Origin of the sequence: Stenotrophomonas sp. FR012 (genome assembly GCF_047520565.2) — a bacterium.
GTDB classification, from domain to species: Bacteria; Pseudomonadota; Gammaproteobacteria; order Xanthomonadales; family Xanthomonadaceae; genus Stenotrophomonas; species Stenotrophomonas sepilia.
Window position 1 is genome coordinate 50,991 of record NZ_JAXBQL020000004.1, and the last position, 14,830, is coordinate 65,820.

Genomic DNA, 14,830 nt, shown 5'->3' on the forward strand with positions numbered 1-14,830 from the left:
CAGGATCGCAACCGCGATTTTCGCCAGCCTTTCAGCGCCCCGGTCCGGGTCAGGGGGCCTTCAGCAGCGGCAGTGTGATGGCGACCTTGAGTCCGCCGCCGGGGCGGTTGAGGAAGGTCAGGCGCCCGCCGAAGTGCTCCACCGCCTCGTGGGCGATGGCCAGGCCCAGGCCGGTGCCGCTGGCGGTGGTGCCGGGGGCGCGGAAGAAGCGCTCACCCAGCCGCGGCATCACGTCCTCGGGTACGCCGGGCCCGTTGTCCTCCACGTACAGTTCGACGTCATTGTCATCCAGCGCGTGCACGCCGACGGTGACGGTCGCATCGCGGCCGGCATAGCGCAGCGCATTGTCGATCAGGTTGTCCAGTGCTTCCTGCAGCTGGGCACCGTTGCCGAGCACGCGCAGCGGCTGGGGGCTGCCGCGGTAACCCAGATCGATGCCGTCGCGGATCGCTTCAGGCACGCGTGTACCGACCCACTGCGGCACCCGTTCGCACAGGTCCAGTGCCTCCACCGTCTCCGGCACGGTCTGGGCCCGGCTCAGCGCCAGCAGCTGGGTGCTGACCCGCGCGGTGCGCTGGTTGAGCCGGCGGATGTGCTGCAGTGCCTCGCGCACCGTGTCCGGGTCGCCATGCGCCAGTGCCTGGTCCACGTGCAGGGCCATGCCGGCCAATGGCGAGCGCAGCTGGTGCGCGGCGTCGGCGATGAAACGGTTCTGCAGGGTGATCATTTCCGCCTGGCGGGCAAACAGATCGTCGATGGTGCTGATCAGTGGCTGGATTTCCTCCGGTACGTCGGCGTCGGAGATCGGCGCCAGTTCGCCGCGGCGCTGTGCCAGGCGGGTCCTCAGCGGGGTCAGGATGCGCAGGCCATGGGTCACGCCGAACCAGACCAGCGCGGCAGTGCCCAGCGCCAGCATGGTCATCAGCGGGATGATGATCATCAGGATCTCTCTCGCGCGCTGGCGTCGTTCGGCCATGCTTTCGGCCACCGTCACCGCCAGCTGGTCCTGCGGATCGTTCATCGCCCGCGTGCAGACGGTGGCCATGCGCACCGGCTGGCCGTTGAGAATGCCCTCGTACAGGGTGGGGTCCACGCCGGTGCATTCCTGCGAAGGCGCGTAGGCACTGAAATCCGCATTGCCGCTGAGCGTCCCCTGGCGGCTGCTGTCGACGTTGAAATAGCGATGGCCGTCGGGCTCGTACTCGATCAGGAAGCGCGCCTGCGGAGACAGGTCGCTGGTCACCGGCATGGTGCTCAGCATCTGCGCGAACGAGTGAGTGTCGTCGATCAGGTTGCGGTCGTGGATGCGGTTGGAATAGTCCAGCGCAACGTAATAGGCCAGGATCGTATTGAAGGTGAGCAGGCCCAGCATCGGCAACGCCAGGAAGGCGAGCAGGCGCCGGCGCAGGCTGGGCGGTCCACTGATCACGGGGCGCTGTCGTCCTGCGCGTCTTCCAGCATGTAGCCCAGCCCGCGCACGGTGCGGATGCCCATGCCGCCCGGCTGCAGCTTGCGGCGCAGGCGGTGCAGGGCGATGTCCAGGCCGTTGTCGGTCAGGTCCTGGCCCCAGTCGCACAGCGCTTCCACCAGTTGCGCGCGTGACACGATGCGCTCGGCGCGTACCGCCAGCGCCGACAGCAGCCCGAACTCGCGTGCGGTCAGTTCAAGTGATTGGTCGTCGATCCATACACGGTGCCCGGCCAGGTCCAGGCGCAAGCGGCCGATGCGCAGGTCCGGATTGCCATTGCTGGTGACCCGCCGCAGCTGTGCACGCACGCGGGCTTCGAATTCGTCCAGTGCGAACGGCTTGACCAGGTAGTCGTCGGCACCGAGGTCGAGCACGCGCACCCGCTCGGCCAGGCCGTCACGCGCGGTCACCACCAGCACCGCCAGGCCATCGCCGCGCTGGCGCAGTCGTTGCAGCACGTCGCGGCCATCCAGTTGCGGCAGCCCCAGGTCCAGCACCAGCAGTGCATACTGGGTCGAGCCCAGTGCTGCATCGGCGTGCGCACCGTTGTCGACGTGGTCGACCACGTGCCCCTGCCGGCGCAGCGAGGCGCACAGGCCGGAGGCGATGTCCGGGTCGTCTTCAGCAATCAGAACGCGCATGCGCGGGGCTCCTGTAACGGTCAGGCCCACCGGCTGGACGGGGCGGGCCTCTCGGCTGCCGAAGGGTAGCCGCAAACCGGGTGAAGGTGGAGCGCGCCGGCACCTCCCGGCGCCGTCACGCTCTCCCTCCATTCAGTCCTGCAGCCCCGGCTCACCCAGCGCCAGCGGCATCCGGGAGCCATCCAGCAGGCCACGGCTGAGCTTGCCCTCCTCGATGAACAGCAGTTCGCCGTTCTCGCCGTTCTTGATGCTGCTGTCGATGGCGATCACGCGGTCGCCGTGGAAGCTGCTGACGTGTGGCATCGACGTATGGCCGACCACGATGCGCTTGAGCTGCAGGCGGTCGAGCACGGCCTGCACACCCGCGGTGTCAAGGCGGCCATCAAAATAGCCGCGGTACCAGATCGGGCTGGTCTTGCCGTCATACAGCGGTGCGGTGGCCGGGTCGGCCTTCACTTCGGCCTTGGGCAGGCCCAGCGAGGCCTGGTAGGCCGCGTTGGTGCGTGCCGGGTCCAGCGCCAGCTGCACCGCCTCGGGCGAGATGCCGCCGTGCAGGAACAGGGTATCGCCGATCTTCAGCAGTACCGGTCGGGTGCGCAGCCACTGCCCGATCACCGAGTCGGCGCCATACAGCTGCGGGTAGCTGCGGCCCAGCAGCTGGGCGCTGCGCAGGTACTTGGGGTTGACGTAGCGCAGGTCGTCGTACAGCACCATGGTTTCGTGGTTGCCGAGCACGAAGTGCACGGCGCCACCGGCGGCGGCCGCCTGCTGCTGCAGGCCGTAGAGCAGCCAGAACGCCTCGGTCACCTGCGGGCCGCGGTCGAACACGTCGCCGGCGATGACCAGCGTGTCCTTGCCCAGCGCCCAGCGATCCTCCGCGTCGATCACGTGATGGGCACGCAGCAGGCGCACCAGCAACCCGTACTGGCCGTGAATGTCGGACAGCGCGACGATGCGCGGTGTGGCCGGCAGCACCGAGACCGAGGCTGCATTCGGCGCAGCCACATGCACGGTGTGCTCGTAGCCGCAGCGCGGTGCGATATCGGTCCCTGTTGCCCCGGAGGCAAACGTGCGCGATTCGACCTTGTCGGCGCAGATCCACTTGGCCTGCACCCGGTCGCCCTGGCGGAACACATAGGGGCCATCGGCCTGCACGTGGTCGGCGGGTGCGGCAACCTCGCGGGCCTGCGTGGTTCCGGCGCTGCAGGCCAGCAACGGCAGCAGCAGGGCGGTCATCAGGGAAGGGCGATAGCGCGACATCGTCGTTGTCCGGCGGCGGAAACATCCGATGCTAACCGGCGCGACCGGGTCGCGGTGTGCGCGAATGGGCGGGTCAGGCGCTGTGCCCGTCGTCCCTGAGCTTGCGCACACGGGTGGCGGCGGCCTGCAGGGGCCGACCGTCGCGCCCGCGCGGCTGCATGTACGGCAGCGGTCGCCGCGTGCTGGACTCGATCAGCTGCGAATGGGCCTCGCCCGCGTCGAAGCGATGGCGCTCACCCCATTGGCGCAGCGCGACCAGCACCGGGAACAGCGCCTGGCCCGCGGCGGTGAGCACGTATTCCTGGTAGGCCGAGCCGTCGGAGGCCGGTTGCAGTTGCAGGATGCCGGCCTCGACCAGCCTGCGCAGGCGATCGCTGAGGATGTTGCGGGCGGCGCCCAGGCTGCGCTGGAAGTCGCCGAAGCGGCTGACGCCGTCGAAGGCATCGCGGATCACCAGCAGTGCCCAGCGATCACCGAGCAGGTCGGCGCTGCGGGCAACGGGGCAGGGGCTGTCTGCGTGCATGGCGGTCTCCGTCCTATGTGGTTGCAGTTTAAAACCAAAGTAGCTAGCCTGCATCTGGTTTCAATATGAAACCAGATGACGAATGCCATGCCGATTCCACGCCCCCTGCTGGTGCTGCTTGCGGTTGCCGCCGGCGCCAGCGTTGCCAACGTCTATTACGCGCAGCCGCTGCTGGATCAGCTTGCACACGCCTTCGCGCTGGAGCGGGCGGTTGCCGGCGCGGTGTTGGCCGCGACCCAGGCCGGCAGCGTGCTGGCATTGCTCGGGTTGCTGCCGCTGGCTGATCGCGGTGACCGACGGCACCTGCTGCGGCTGCAGATGGCGGCACTGGTGGCAGCCCTGCTGTGGCTGGCAGCGGCACGCACGGCCGGTTGGCTGTTGTCGGGCCTGCTGCTGGCCGGGCTGTTGGGCACCGCGCTGACCCAAGGCTTGATCGCCTACACGGCAGCGATGGCTCCGGCCGCGCAGCGCGGGCGCGTGGTGGGGGTGGTGCAGGGCGGGGTGTTCATCGGGTTGCTGCTGGCGCGCGTGCTGTCCGGCACGGTGGCGGCCATTGCCGGCTGGCAAGCAGTCTATCTGCTGTCGGCAGCGCTGATGGCGACCCTGGCCGCACTGCTGTGGCGGCGCCTGCCGGCTGTGCCGATACCCGTGGTGCCGCCGCGTTGGCGCGACCTGATCGGCTCGATGCTGGGCATGCTGCGCCGGGATCGAACGCTGCGCGAGCGCGGTCCACTGGCGTTGCTGCTGTTTGCCGGACTCAACGTGTTCTGGGCGGCGGCCCCCTTGCCGCTGTCGGCCCCACCGCTGCAGTGGTCCACTGCGGCCATCGGTGCGCTCGGCTTGGCTGGGGTGGCAGGTGCATTGATGGCGTCGCGGGTCGGGCACTGGATGGACCGCGGTTTTGCCGATCGGGTCAGTCTTGGCGCGCTGCTGTTGATGCTGGTCGCGTGGTGGCCGCTGCTGGGCCTGCCGCAGTCGCTGTCGTTGCTGCTGCTGGGCGTGATCGTGCTCGATCTGGGTGGGCAGGCGCTGCATGTCTCGAACCAGGCGCTGCTGCTGCGCGCGCCGGGCGAGCAGCATGGACGCCTGGTGGCGCTTTACATGCTCTTCTATGCGGTGGGTAGTGGTGCCGGTGCGGCTGCCGGGCCCTGGGTGCAGGCCCGGCACGGCTGGCCTGCCGTGTGCCTGCTGGGCGCCGGCATCGCGCTGCTGGCGCTGCTGTGGTGGGCGGCGTGGGGAGTGGTGGCGTTCAATGCATCGGCTGGCGCGCGGACCGGTAAAGTCGACTGTCGGTAGAGTCGACTGTCAGTCGACTGCTCTTCGCCCCGCGTGCGAAAAATTCCGCGCTGCGCGCGATAGTCGACCAGCGGTCGACTCTACCTGTCCTGTCGTCATCGCTGCAACGCACGCCGGCCCGGGGCTTCCTGCAGGTCCCCGCTGGCCACCACCACGCGGTTGCGGCCGCTGCGCTTGGCCTCGTACATCGCCGCGTCGGCACGTGCCATCAACCGTTCGTAGTCCGGGTGGCCATCATGGCCGGCCACGCCGATGCTGGCAGTCAGCGACAGAACTTGGCCGTTGGCCAGTGCCACTGGCGACTGCGCGATCTGCCGGCGCAGGCTCTCGGCGATCACCGAGGCCTGTGACTCACTGGCGGCAACCAGCACCACCACGAACTCCTCGCCGCCGTAGCGGAACAGGTAGTCGCTGCCGCGGGTCAGCTGGCCGAGCAGGCCGGCGACGTGCTGCAACGCGCGGTCGCCGGCATCGTGGCCGTGGCCGTCGTTGATCGCCTTGAAGTGATCCAGGTCGAGCAGCAGCAGCGAGAACGGCGTGCGATTGCGCGTGGCCAGCTCGATCTCCCTGCGCAGCACGGTAGGCAGGAAGCGGCGGTTGAGCAGGTTGGTCAGGGCATCGCTGCCGGCATCCAGTTCACCGATGCGTTCGAACAACAGCGTCATCAGGGTACGGATGGCGGCCAGGTCCTCGCGAATGGCCGGCAGCACCGCCAGTCGTTGCGCCGGGGTGTCATTGCTTGCCCGCTGCAGGTTGCCGTCGATGCGGGCCATCAGCTGGCCGACCTGCTGGGTTTCGCTGCTCTCGCCGAAGCTGGGGATGCCCTTGTGGGTGAACCACAGGCCGAATTCCGAGGTCGCCAGGCTGGCGCTTTCGCTGGCCTGCACGTGGCCGGCGAGTGCGTACAGCAGGGCGTTCTCCCAGTCCAGCAGCAGTGCACGCTGACGCTCGCGTTCAGTACCGACATTCTGCACCAGCGAGAACAACCGGTAGGCAGCATCGGCGCGGGTGGAGCGCTCACGTGCATGGGTGTAGGCCAGGGTCATGCCTTCCATGGCGATGTCCATGATCGCGCTGAGGCAGTCGATGGCGGCGAACGCGGTGGCGCTGTCGGGCGCGTCGTCGCGCAGGCGCACGAACAGCTCGTGCTTGAGTACGCGTGCGCCGCGGGTGACCAGGTCGACCGGAATGCCGACCCGGGCATGCACATCGCCGATCACCCGTTGCGAGGCAACGGTGGCGGCAATGCCGTCGGCATCGGTGGTCAGCAGCTGCACCAGCCAGCGCTGCATGGCCGGTTGCAGGCGTTGCTTGACCTGATCGTGGGACAGGAAGCGGCGTGCACGCCCGTCCTGCAACAGCACTTCGTAGAAGCGTTGGGCCAGCGCCGGCGGGGCATCGGTTGCGGCGGCGTGCAGCAGCGCGGTGGCGGCAGGGCCGGCCTGTTGCAGGCAGTGCTGCCAGGCCTCGGCCAGCGGCTGGCTGGCATCGTCCAGTTGGGGTGGTTCCACGTCGATCTCTGACTGCGTACGCCAAACCACGGGTATCGGCCGCGGTGGCGTGCGGTTGATGGTGGGCAAGCCGGCCAGTTTAAGCGCGATGCAGGGTCGTCCGGCACGCAGGGCACATCAGGCCTGCGGTAGCAATGAGCGAACGCATTTGAGAATCACTCGCATTGATGGGAGAATGCGCGCACGGATCGGGCCGCAGGCGACTGCAGCGACGCTCCGCCTCCCCCTCGTCGTTGCCTCAAGCCCTTTGCCAGAGGCCCCGTTGCCCTGCCAGAAGGTCCAGATCATGTCTCCTGCCGTTGTCCTCTCGCCGCGCCCGCTGGCGCTCGCCGTTGCCGCCCTGCTGGCGGGCAGCGCCCTGACCGCCCAGGCTGAAGCCGACGCCACCGATATCGACACGGTGCACGTCACCGCTTCGCAGATTGCCCGCCAGGCGTTGGGTACCTCGACCATCACCGCAGAGGACATCGCCAGGCGCCCACCGGCCAACGACATCGCCGAACTGCTGCGCACCATGCCGGGCGTCAACCTCACCGGCAACAGCGCCTCGGGCCAGTACGGCAACAACCGCCAGATCGACCTGCGCGGCATGGGCCCGGAAAACACCCTGATCCTGGTCGACGGCAAGCGTATCGGTGCGCGCGATGCCGTGCGCATGGGGCGCAGCGGCGAGCGCAACACACGCGGCGACACCAACTGGGTGCCGGCGGAGATGATCGAGCGCATCGAAGTGCTGCGCGGACCGGCGGCGGCACGCTATGGCTCCGGTGCTTCCGGTGGCGTGGTCAACATCATCACCAAGCGCCCGACCGGCGACCTTGCCGGTGCGGTCGACCTGTACGGGCTGGTGCCTGAACACAGCGCCGAAGGTGGCAGCGAGCGCGTCGGCCTGCAGCTGAGTGGGCCGATGACCGACACGCTGTCGTTCCGCCTTTACGGCAACCTCAACAAGACCGACGCCGATTCACTCGATCTCAACCGTCAGTACGCCACCCAGCCGAACGCAGTGCCACCGGCTGGCCGCGAGGGCGTCAAGAACCGTGACGTCAACGCGTTGCTGCGCTGGGACGTGACCGCCAACCAGGTGGTCGAGTTCGAGGCGGGCACCAGCCGCCAGGGCAACATCTACGCCGGCGACCGTGCGGTCAGCACCACCGGCACCTCGACCGGCGTTGACCTGGCGGCGCTGGCCGACGGCAAGGCGGAGACCAACCGCATGTACCGCAACACCGGCGCGATCAGCCATCGTGGTCGCTGGGGCGATGTCACCTCGCGGGTGACGGCTGCGGTGGAAGCGGTGAACAACTCGCGCATCAACGAAGGCCTGGCCGGTGGCCCGGAAGGCAGCTTCAACGGCACCGACTGGTCGACCTCGCGCCTGCGCAACTACCAGCTGGACGGTGAAGTCAGCTTCCCGACCACGCTGGGTGGTGCCGAGAACATCTGGACGCTGGGCTTTGAATACCTGGACAGCCGCCTGACGGACCCGTACTCGATGAGCCAGTCCAGCAGCAGCGGCGGTGGCATCCCGGGGCTGTCGGCTGATCGTGCGCGCGGCAAGGCCGATGCGCAGACCACGGCGGTGTTCGTGGAAGACAACATCTACCTGGGCGAGCGCTGGATCGTTACCCCGGGCCTGCGCTTCGACCACCACAGCCAGTTCGGCAACAACACCAGCCCCAGCCTCAACGCGCAGTTCCGTATCAGCAGCGACTGGGTGGTGAAGGGCGGCATTGCCCGCGCGTTCAAGGCGCCGAACCTGTACCAGTCGAATCCGGACTATCTCTACTACACCCGCGGCAACGGCTGCCCCAATGCGCTGCCGAGCCTGGGCGCCGGTTGCTACATGCGCGGCAACGCGGACCTGAAGGCGGAAACCAGCCTGAACAAGGAACTGGGCATCGAGTGGGCACCGCAGAGCGGCTGGCAGGCGTCGTTGACCTACTTCCACAACGACTACAAGGACAAGATCCAGGCCGGCTACACCCAGATCGGGCTGACCGCCGACACCAAGGGCCGCATCTTCCGCTGGGAGAACGCGCCGAAGGCGATCGTGCAGGGGCTGGAAGGCAATCTGGTCATTCCGCTGCTGGGCGAGCAGGGCGACCGCCTGAAGTGGAGCAACAACTTCACCTACATGGTGGAAAACGAGAACAAGACCACGCACCAGCCGCTGTCGGTGATCCCGAAGTACACGATCAACACCATGCTGGACTGGCAGGCCACCGACAGGCTGTCCATGCTGCTGACCGGCACCTTCTACGGCAAGCAGGAACCGGCCACGACCAACATCAACAACGACCCCCGCTGCACCGGCAGCTGCGATGCATCGATCGCGCTGCAGGATCGTGGCGCGTACAACATCTGGGGCGTGAGCGCGCGCTACAAGGTGACCGAGACGGTCAGCTTCGGCTTCGGCGTGAACAACCTGGCCGACAAGCGCCTGTTCCGCGAGGCCAACAGCAGCGATGCCGGCGCGGCGACCTACAACGAGCCGGGCCGCGCATACTGGGCCAGCCTGCGCTTCGGCTTCTGACCGCAGGCGGTCGTCGGTCTGCAACCCTCGCCGGGCCATGCCCGGCGAGGGCTCGTGTGGCCTGCAATGTTATAAACATCGTAATAGTCTCCTCCGCCGGCACCGCGTAGCCTGCACCGCATCGCAAAGGAGCTGTTGCCATGGGCCACGACCACGACCACCTGCCGTCCCAGATCCGCCACGAGAAGCCCTTGTGGTGGGCACTCGGCCTGACCACCACCTTCCTCGTCGTCGAAGTGGTGGGCGCGTTCTGGACCAACAGCCTGGCGCTGTTGTCCGACGCCGCACACATGGCCACCGATGCGCTGGCGCTGATGATCGCGCTGGTCGCGGTACGGTTGAGCCGGCGCCCGCCGGATGCGCGCCGCACCTACGGCTATGCACGGCTGGAAGCGTTGGGCGCGATGATCAACGGTGCCATGCTGTTCGTGGTCGCCGCCTACATCCTGTGGGAGGCGGTCGGCCGTTTCCGCCAGCCACAGGAGATCGCGTCCTCCGGCATGCTGGTGATCGCGGCTGCGGGCCTGGTCATCAACCTGATCTCGATGCGCCTGCTGCAGGCGGGCAGTGGCGAGAGTCTCAACGTGAAGGGCGCCTACCTGGAAGTATGGGCCGACATGCTCGGCTCGGTGGCAGTGATTGCGGGCGCATTGTTGATCAAGTGGACCGGATGGAAACCGATCGACCCGATCCTGGCCGTGCTGATCGGCCTGTGGGTGCTGCCGCGTACCTACGTGCTGATGCGTGAGGCGATCAACGTACTGCTGGAAGGCGTGCCCAAGGGCATGGACGTGGCCAGGGTGCGCGACAGCCTGTCCGGCCACGTCGCAGTCCTGGACGTGCATGACCTGCACGTGTGGGCGCTGGCTTCCAGCACGCCGGCGCTGACCGCGCACATTGTGATGCGCGACGGCACCGACGCCGATGCGTTGCGCCGCGAGCTGGGCGGTCGCCTGCATGATGACTTCGGTATCGAGCACGTGACGCTGCAGATCGAGGCGGACCACTGCGGCGAAGCCTGTGGCGAACCGGCGCCGGCCAATGGCGGCGGACACAAGGGCCATGAGGGCCACGACCACGGCGAGGACGCGCAGGGCCATCGTGGCCACGTGCATCGTTGATCGACGATTGACGCGCGCGCCGGGAGATGGCCGGCGCAGCTATTCGTCCCGCCGCGAGGCCAGCCGATCCGCCAGCCGGGTTGGCTCCGGCAACCGGTAGCCGCGCAGGGTGCGCTGCACCCAGCCCAGCGCGGTATCGGCACTGACCCGATGGCCACCGGCCACGAACAGCGGCTTGCAGCGCACCTTGCTGCGCAGCACCCAGCCCAGTTGCTCGTCGCCATCCAGCAGCGGTGTATGCGCACCAGCTTCGGCGCCCGGTTCGACGAACCTTCCCACCAGTTTCGATTTCGCCACGCCGATGCTCGGCAGATCGGTGACCACGCCCAGATGCGCGGCGACGCCCAGCCGGCGTGGATGGCTGATGCCGTGGCCATCGACGAACACCAGGTCCGGCGTTCGTGGCAGCAGTGCCAGTGCGGCCAGCAGTGCCGGCAGCTCGCGGAAGCTGAGCAGGCCCGGGATATAGGGCATGAGTGTAGGAATCCGCGCGATCTCCTGCGCCACGGGCTGCAGCGTCCTTGCATCCAGCAGCACCGCCGCGGCGCGGGTAATGGCACCGTTGTCCTCGAATCCGACATCCAGCCCGGCCAGCCAGCGCACCTTGCGTGGCAGGCGGTCCTGGCGTTCCACGCGGCCGGCCAGCTGCAGCTGTTGCGCTCGAGCGGCGGTGACGCTGCCTTCCCAGCGCCCGGGGTCGATCACCGTATTCATTGGCTGCAGCATCGCATGCGTGGCGCCACGGCACGGTGAGCGGCCGCCGGGGCTACAATGGCGGCCTGCCTTTCCTCGCGTTGGAGACCCTGCAGTGACCCGTAGACTCGTACTGTTGCGCCATGGCCAGAGCCAGTGGAACCTGGACAACCGCTTCACCGGCTGGGTCGATGTCGACCTGACCGAGCAGGGGCGCCGGGAAGCGGCCGCCGCCGGCCGCCTGATGCGCGAGGAAGGCCTGCAGTTCGACGTCGCCCATACCTCCGTGCTGAAGCGCGCCATCCACACCCTGCAGGGTGCGCTGGCCGAGCTGGAGCAGGACTGGCTGCCGGTGAACAAGTCCTGGCGCCTCAACGAGCGCCACTACGGCGGCCTGCAGGGCCTGGACAAGGCCGAGACCGCTGCCAAGCACGGCGAAGAGCAGGTCAAGGTGTGGCGTCGTTCGTACGACATCCCGCCGCCGCCGATGGACCTGGAAGATCCGGGCCACCCGATCCATGACCGCCGTTACGCCGGCCTGGACCGCAACGCGCTGCCGGGCACCGAATCGCTGGCCACCACCCTGGACCGCGTGCTGCCGTACTGGCACGACGCCATCGCGCCGCAGCTGAAGGACGGCAAGACCGTGCTGGTCACCGCCCACGGCAACTCGCTGCGTGCGTTGTACAAGTACCTCAACAACGTCTCGCGCGAGGAAATCCTCGAGCTGAACATCCCGACCGGCATCCCGCTGCTGTTCGAACTGAACGATGACCTGACCGTGCAGTCGTTCCGCTACCTGGGCGACCCGGAAGCGGCGCGCAAGGCCGCCGAAGCCGTAGCCAACCAGGGCAAGGCGAAATAAGAAACAGAAGGCCGGCGCAAGCCGGCCCTTCTTTTTGTAGAGCCGAGCCCACGCTCGGCTGACGCTGTCGCAACCCGGTAGAGCCATTTCATTGGGGCTGCATGTGCCAGCTACGAAGGACCCAGCAGGCGCACCTTCGGCGACTGCAGCGCAGCAATGTCGATGACGTGGTCCTGGCATATCACCTGATAATGCGTGAATGGGCCCGGGTAACGGGTATCAGCGAAGGTGGCACGGCCCAGATATTCAAGGAACTTCGAATGGCTGTAGCGGCGGAACAGGTTGCCGCTCCAGGCTTCGGAGTCGTCCCAGCTCTGGTAGGACTCGTTGTGCACGGCGTAGCTGATGTAGTGGTCCCAGATCAGTTCAAACCGCTGCGAGTGGGGCACCACCTCTATCGCACGCACATCATCGATTGAACGTCCATGACCGAGCTCCACCCGGGAGGGCTTTCCGACCACCCGGCCCTCCTCGACGACCAGGCGCAGACGATTCGCTTCCGGCTCGCCAATCTCAGCAAGAAACAGAAACTCACAGGTGTCGAGGGCCAGCAGCAGCGCAGGTTCGTCCATGGTCATGAGGTCCAGTGATCGCAGAGGCCAGAGCATACCGGCGCGCGGCGGGAGCTGCGCCGTGGGCTCTGTGACCTTTGGCCGGTCCCCAACCTCACGCCCCCGGCTACCCTGTGAAATTACCCGCAGGAGAGCCTCATGAACGTCCGCAACCTGGTCCCGCTGGGCCTGACCATCGCCATCGCTGCCTCGCTGGCCGCCTGTGGCAAGAACGAAACCGCGCCGGCGGCCAGTGCCGACGCCAAGCCGGCCTTCGACCTGTCGCAGATCAAGACGCCGCTGATCTCGCTCAACAGCGCCGACCTCGATCCGGCCATTTCGGCCTGTACCGACCTCAATGGCTTCGTCAACAGCAAGTGGCTGAAGGCCAACCCGGTGCCGGGCGACCAGACCACCTGGGGCAGCTTCGAGATCCTGCGCGAGCGCTCGCTGGAAGTGCAGCACGCGCTGGTGCAGCAGGCCGCCGCCAGCCAGGCCAAGGCCGGCTCGGTGGAAGCCAAGATCGGTGACATCTGGAAGACCGGCAACGACGAGGCCAAGATCGAAGCCGCCGGCCTGGCGCCGCTGCAGCCGCAGCTGGACAAGATCACCGCGCTGAACGACACCGCCGCCATCACCCAGTACCTGCGCGACAGCCAGGCCGAAGGCAAGGGCGTGTTGTTCTCGCTGTTCGCCAATGCCGACTACAAGGATTCGGCCAACGTCATCGCCTATGTCGGCCAGGGCGGCCTGGGCCTGCCGGAGAAGGGCTATTACTTCGACGATGCGCAGGCCAAGATCCGCGACGCCTACGTGGCCTACATCGCACAGGTGCTGACCCTGTCCGGTGTGGACGCGGCGCAGGCCGCCGAGCAGGCCAAGGCCGTGATGGCCTTCGAAACCCGCCTGGCCAAGGCCTCGATGTCGCGCATCGAAATGCGTGACCCGGCCAAGCGCTACAACCCGCTCAGCGCCGCCGACGCCGACAGGCTGACCCCGAACTTCAGCTGGACCGCGCTGTTCGACACCCTGAAGGTACCGGCCGCGCAGAAGTTCTCGCTGGCGCAGCCGGGCTTCTTCGGTGAAATGGACAAGATGCTGGCCGATGTGCCCGCCAGCACCTGGCAGGCCTACCTGCGCTTCCACACCATCGATGATGCCGCGCCGTACCTGAGCAGCCAGTTCGAGAAGGCCAACTTCGATTTCTACGGCACCACCCTGCGTGGCCAGAAGGAAATGCAGCCGCGCTGGAAGCGCGTGCTGGAGTCGGTCAATGGTGGCATGGGTGAAGCCCTGGGCCAGCTGTACGTCGACGCCGTGTTCCCGGCCGAGTCGAAGGTCGCCATGCAGCACCTGGTGGAAAACCTGTCGCAGGCGCTGAAGGCGCGCCTGGAGCAGCTGCCGTGGATGGGCGAGGAAACCAGGAAGAAGGCACTGGAAAAATGGGCCAGCTTCACCCCGAAGATCGGCTACCCGGACAAGTGGCGTGACTGGTCGGGCCTGCAGACCAACGGCGACAGCTACTTGGGCAACATGCAGGCAGCACGCGCGTTCAACTACCGCTACATGCTGGACAAGATCGGCAAGCCGGTGGACAAGACCGAGTGGGGCATGACCCCGCAGACCGTCAATGCGTACTACAACGCCACCAAGAACGAGATCGTGTTCCCGGCGGCGATCCTGCAGGCGCCGTTCTTCGACGCCAAGGCCGATCCGGCGCTGAACTACGGCGGCATCGGTGCAGTCATCGGCCATGAGATGATGCACGGCTACGACGACTCGGGCAGCCAGTTCGCCGCCAACGGCAACTTCGACAACTGGTGGACGGACGCCGACCGCAAGGCCTTCACCGAGCGTACCGACCAGCTGGTCGCCCAGTTCGACGGCTACGAGTCGGTGCCGGGCGTGTTCGTGAAGGGCAAGCTGACCCTGGGCGAGAACATCGGCGACCTGGGCGGCCTGACCGTGGCCTACGACGCGCTGCAGATGGCGCTGAAGGAAGACCCGAAGGCGAACGTCGAGGTTGACGGCCACAGCCAGGACCAGCGCTTCTTCATGAACTGGGCCACCGTGTGGCGCCGCAACTTCACCGATGGCGAGCTGCGCGTGCGCCTGAACACCGATCCGCACGCGCCGGCCAATTTCCGTGCCAACGGTGCGCCGTCGAACATGCCCTCGTTCGCTGCTGCATTCCAGTGCAAGGCGGGTGATGCGATGGTGCGCGCCGACGACAAGCGCGTGGTGATCTGGTAATCGATCACCCGTGATGCGTGGAGCGAAAGGCCCGGCGAACGCCGGGCCTTTTGTCTTCCAGGCCGGCAGCGCAGCGCCGGCTGGTAGAGTCGACTGTTAGTCGACTATCGCG

12 protein-coding genes are annotated in these 14,830 nt (G+C 67.3%); 5 read left to right on the forward strand and 7 right to left on the reverse strand.

Features of this window, described 5'->3' with window-relative positions; translation table 11 throughout:
• Positions 1-49 precede the first annotated feature (49 nt).
• The 4 genes from ACM0O9_RS08440 to ACM0O9_RS08455 all read right to left on the reverse strand — a co-directional run bounded on the left by ACM0O9_RS08440 (position 50) and on the right by ACM0O9_RS08455 (position 3,892).
• The gene (locus tag ACM0O9_RS08440) at positions 50-1,429 is read right to left on the reverse strand and encodes a sensor histidine kinase (protein ID WP_235649745.1); all 1,380 of its coding nucleotides are present in this window, start codon (positions 1,427-1,429) and stop codon (positions 50-52) included.
• On the reverse strand, positions 1,426-2,109 hold the full coding sequence (locus tag ACM0O9_RS08445) for a response regulator (protein WP_008265770.1): 684 nt from the start codon (positions 2,107-2,109) through the stop codon (positions 1,426-1,428). Before ACM0O9_RS08445 ends, ACM0O9_RS08440 begins: the two co-directional genes overlap by 4 nt.
• Positions 2,110-2,241: 132 nt before the next feature.
• A complete protein-coding gene (locus ACM0O9_RS08450) occupies positions 2,242-3,369 on the reverse strand; it encodes a metallophosphoesterase (protein WP_235649746.1) in 1,128 nt (375 codons plus the stop codon).
• Positions 3,370-3,442: 73 nt separating this feature from the next.
• Positions 3,443-3,892: a winged helix-turn-helix transcriptional regulator gene (locus ACM0O9_RS08455; RefSeq protein WP_111202235.1), complete on the reverse strand. Its 450-nt coding sequence runs from the start codon at positions 3,890-3,892 to the stop codon at positions 3,443-3,445.
• 75 nt (positions 3,893-3,967) lie between these two features.
• Here ACM0O9_RS08455 and ACM0O9_RS08460 point away from each other — a divergent pair, with 75 nt between their 5' ends.
• Positions 3,968-5,188, forward strand: coding sequence for an MFS transporter (locus ACM0O9_RS08460; RefSeq protein ID WP_374083022.1), 1,221 nt, complete (start codon positions 3,968-3,970; stop codon positions 5,186-5,188).
• A 95-nt stretch (positions 5,189-5,283) separates the two neighbouring features.
• Here the strand turns inward: ACM0O9_RS08460 and ACM0O9_RS08465 are convergent, their stop codons facing one another.
• A complete protein-coding gene (locus ACM0O9_RS08465) occupies positions 5,284-6,699 on the reverse strand; it encodes a GGDEF domain-containing protein (RefSeq protein WP_235649748.1) in 1,416 nt (471 codons plus the stop codon).
• Between the two features lie 286 nt (positions 6,700-6,985).
• Here ACM0O9_RS08465 and ACM0O9_RS08470 point away from each other — a divergent pair, with 286 nt between their 5' ends.
• Both ACM0O9_RS08470 and ACM0O9_RS08475 read left to right on the forward strand, forming a co-directional pair.
• The gene (locus ACM0O9_RS08470) at positions 6,986-9,235 is read left to right on the forward strand and encodes a TonB-dependent siderophore receptor (RefSeq protein WP_414603943.1); all 2,250 of its coding nucleotides are present in this window, start codon (positions 6,986-6,988) and stop codon (positions 9,233-9,235) included.
• Between the two features lie 140 nt (positions 9,236-9,375).
• Complete coding sequence (locus ACM0O9_RS08475) at positions 9,376-10,356, forward strand: cation diffusion facilitator family transporter (protein WP_138952884.1); 981 nt, start codon at positions 9,376-9,378, stop codon at positions 10,354-10,356.
• A gap of 39 nt (positions 10,357-10,395) precedes the next feature.
• Here ACM0O9_RS08475 and nfi read toward each other — a convergent pair whose 3' ends face one another.
• Entirely contained in the window at positions 10,396-11,070 is a 675-nt protein-coding gene (gene nfi, locus ACM0O9_RS08480) for a deoxyribonuclease V (RefSeq protein WP_188241156.1), read from the reverse strand.
• Between the two features lie 94 nt (positions 11,071-11,164).
• Here nfi and gpmA point away from each other — a divergent pair, with 94 nt between their 5' ends.
• Positions 11,165-11,914: a 2,3-diphosphoglycerate-dependent phosphoglycerate mutase gene (gpmA, locus tag ACM0O9_RS08485; protein WP_005415787.1), complete on the forward strand. Its 750-nt coding sequence runs from the start codon at positions 11,165-11,167 to the stop codon at positions 11,912-11,914.
• A 110-nt stretch (positions 11,915-12,024) separates the two neighbouring features.
• On the opposite strand, the gene ACM0O9_RS08490 is transcribed toward gpmA, so the two are convergent.
• The gene (locus tag ACM0O9_RS08490) at positions 12,025-12,486 is read right to left on the reverse strand and encodes a hypothetical protein (RefSeq protein WP_231109140.1); all 462 of its coding nucleotides are present in this window, start codon (positions 12,484-12,486) and stop codon (positions 12,025-12,027) included.
• A 138-nt stretch (positions 12,487-12,624) separates the two neighbouring features.
• On the opposite strand from ACM0O9_RS08490, the gene ACM0O9_RS08495 reads away from it, so the two are divergent.
• Positions 12,625-14,718: a M13 family metallopeptidase gene (locus ACM0O9_RS08495; protein ID WP_235649751.1), complete on the forward strand. Its 2,094-nt coding sequence runs from the start codon at positions 12,625-12,627 to the stop codon at positions 14,716-14,718.
• The last annotated feature ends 112 nt before the right edge of the window (positions 14,719-14,830 follow it).

Coding starts and splice junctions, on each gene's coding strand:
- ACM0O9_RS08490 (WP_231109140.1), bottom strand. CDS start 12,486: ATGGACGAACCTGCGCTGCTGCTGGCCCTCGACACCTGTGAGTTTCTG.
- ACM0O9_RS08460 (WP_374083022.1), top strand. CDS start 3,968: ATGACGAATGCCATGCCGATTCCACGCCCCCTGCTGGTGCTGCTTGCG.
- ACM0O9_RS08445 (WP_008265770.1), bottom strand. CDS start 2,109: ATGCGCGTTCTGATTGCTGAAGACGACCCGGACATCGCCTCCGGCCTG.
- ACM0O9_RS08475 (WP_138952884.1), top strand. CDS start 9,376: ATGGGCCACGACCACGACCACCTGCCGTCCCAGATCCGCCACGAGAAG.
- ACM0O9_RS08470 (WP_414603943.1), top strand. CDS start 6,986: ATGTCTCCTGCCGTTGTCCTCTCGCCGCGCCCGCTGGCGCTCGCCGTT.
- ACM0O9_RS08495 (WP_235649751.1), top strand. CDS start 12,625: ATGAACGTCCGCAACCTGGTCCCGCTGGGCCTGACCATCGCCATCGCT.
- nfi (WP_188241156.1), bottom strand. CDS start 11,070: ATGAATACGGTGATCGACCCCGGGCGCTGGGAAGGCAGCGTCACCGCC.
- ACM0O9_RS08455 (WP_111202235.1), bottom strand. CDS start 3,892: ATGCACGCAGACAGCCCCTGCCCCGTTGCCCGCAGCGCCGACCTGCTC.
- ACM0O9_RS08450 (WP_235649746.1), bottom strand. CDS start 3,369: ATGTCGCGCTATCGCCCTTCCCTGATGACCGCCCTGCTGCTGCCGTTG.